Annotated in this window: 2 protein-coding genes and 1 pseudogene; all 3 read right to left on the bottom strand. The window is 69.8% G+C overall.

Annotated features, from left to right (window positions below; genetic code table 11):
• A pseudogene (locus tag KH616_RS24835) lies at nucleotides 1-365 on the bottom strand (imidazolonepropionase); the annotation flags it as partial.
• 4 nt (nucleotides 366-369) lie between these two features.
• The gene (locus tag KH616_RS24830) at nucleotides 370-1,005 is read right to left on the bottom strand and encodes a HutD family protein (RefSeq protein ID WP_292254852.1); all 636 of its coding nucleotides are present in this window, start codon (nucleotides 1,003-1,005) and stop codon (nucleotides 370-372) included.
• A 3-nt stretch (nucleotides 1,006-1,008) separates the two neighbouring features.
• On the bottom strand, nucleotides 1,009-1,719 hold a 711-nt coding region (gene hutU, locus KH616_RS24825; protein WP_292254850.1), incomplete at its 5' end, for a urocanate hydratase.

The raw sequence follows: 1,719 nt of genomic DNA, 5'->3' as shown, positions 1-1,719 counted from the left end.
CGCGCGGCGGCCTGCGCGAACAGCGATGCCTCGTCGGCGTCGCGCGTCGCACGCACGGTCGACACGATGCCGCCGCCCTGCCGGGCGATTTCCTCGTAGCTGACGCCGGCAAGGCGCTGCGCGAACTCGTCGGCGCGCGTGCCGCCGTAGACGAGATGCGTATGGCAATCGACGAGGCCCGGCGTGACCCACGCGCCGCGCAGATCCTCTCGCACCCAGTGCGCGTAGTCGGCCGGCAACGCGCCGAACGTGCCGAGCCAGACGATTGCGCCGGTTTCGTCGACGGCCATCGCCGCGTCGTCGATCGTTTCGTCGGGATGGCCGTGCGGGCACAGCCTCAGGTGATGCCAGACAGTCGGTTTCATGCGTTCAGTTCGTATCGGCAGCATCGAGCAGCACGGCGAGCAGCGCGCCATCGCCGCTCACCACGGCGTCAAACGCACGCTGTGGCCCGTCGAGCCGCAGCGTGTCCATTTCTTCGAGTGCAACGGTCTCGCCATCGAGCATGACCTGAATCGCGCCCGTCGCGCAAAACAGCAGCACCGTATCGGCGCGTGCGGCGCGATGCCTGCCCGCCCGCCACACCGACAACGCGCCGCGGACTGCCGAACGGCGCGTCATCAGGTTGAAGTCGCGCGTCGCACCGTCGTGCAGCGTCGCGTCCACCGCCGTTTCGCCCGCGAAATCCGCGCGCGCAAGCGGCGTGTCGAGCACGTGCCGTGCGCCGCCCGCCTCGGCCAGCGTCATGCCGGCGCCGGACAGCAGCACCAGCGTGCGGTCGATGCCGGGAAAGCAGGAGAATGGCCCGGCCGCGCCGACGTCCGCGACGCTCACGCGCCACACGAACGCGTCGAGTGCCGCGCCAAGGGACGTCCCCTCGGGGTAATACGCCGCGATCTCGCGCGTCACGCCGCCGCCGTTCTTCCACGGCGACGCAACGAGCGATGCGGCGCGAATCAGCGTCATCCCCGTCGCGCCGGCCGGCGCAGCATGCAGCGCGGCCATCGCTCAGCGGCCCAGCATCGGCAGCTTGAGGCCGGCTTCGCGGGCCGTCTGCCGCGCGAGTTCGTAGCCGGCATCGGCATGGCGCATCACGCCCGTCGCCGGATCGTTCAGCAGCACGCGGCCGAGGCGCTCGTGGGCGGCATCCGTGCCGTCGGCGACGATCACGACGCCCGAGTGCTGCGAGAAGCCCATGCCGACACCGCCGCCATGGTGCAGCGACACCCACGACGCCCCGCCCGCCGTGTTCAGCAGCGCGTTGAGCAGCGGCCAGTCGCTGACGGCGTCCGACCCGTCCTTCATCGATTCCGTCTCGCGGTTCGGGCTGGCGACCGAGCCGGTGTCGAGGTGATCGCGGCCGATCACGATCGGCGCCTTCAGTTCGCCCTTCCGGACCATTTCGTTGAACGCCTGCCCGAGGCGGTAGCGATCCTTCACGCCGACCCAGCAGATGCGCGCCGGCAGCCCCTGGAACGCGATGCGCTCGCGCGCCATGTCGAGCCAGTGGTGCAGGTGCGGATCGTCGGGAATCAGTTCCTTGACCTTCTGGTCGGTCTTGTAGATGTCCTCCGGATCGCCGGACAGCGCAACCCAGCGGAACGGCCCCTTGCCTTCGCAGAACAGCGGACGGATGTACGCCGGCACGAAGCCGGGGAAGTCGAACGCGTTCTCCACGCCCATTTCCAGCGCCATCTGGCGGATGTTGTTGCCGTAGTC

Source organism: Burkholderia sp., from assembly GCF_018375725.1.
Classification (GTDB): domain Bacteria; phylum Pseudomonadota; class Gammaproteobacteria; order Burkholderiales; family Burkholderiaceae; genus Burkholderia.
This window is presented reverse-complemented; position numbering and strand designations above follow the sequence as displayed.